We start from the raw sequence: 237 nt of genomic DNA, 5'->3' as shown, positions 1-237 counted from the left end.
AAGCCAAAGCCGCCGCTCGGCCTCCTCGGGGTACCGCTTGTCGACGCCGCGCCCCGTGAGCCGGTCGAGGATGCCCAGTTCCCGGTCGCGGAGCCGCTCGTCTGTGGTGACGGTGACCGGCCAGCCTGCGACTTCGACGGCGATGCGGGCCGTTTGCTGTGCCCGCGCGTAGGGCGATGAGATCACGACGTCGGGACAGAGCTCGGGGGAGATGCGGGACAAAGCAACTCCGAGGGC

General features: G+C 70.0%; 1 protein-coding gene. It reads right to left on the bottom strand.

Annotation, left to right across the window (positions count from 1 at the left end):
• The coding region (locus tag SB772_RS45440; RefSeq protein ID WP_410839209.1) for a histidine phosphatase family protein at positions 1–222 on the bottom strand (222 nt) is incomplete at its 3' end.
• Positions 223–237 lie beyond the last annotated feature (15 nt).

The organism is Paraburkholderia sp. SIMBA_030, from assembly GCF_046535245.1.
GTDB lineage: Bacteria > Pseudomonadota > Gammaproteobacteria > Burkholderiales > Burkholderiaceae > Paraburkholderia.
This window is presented reverse-complemented; position numbering and strand designations above follow the sequence as displayed.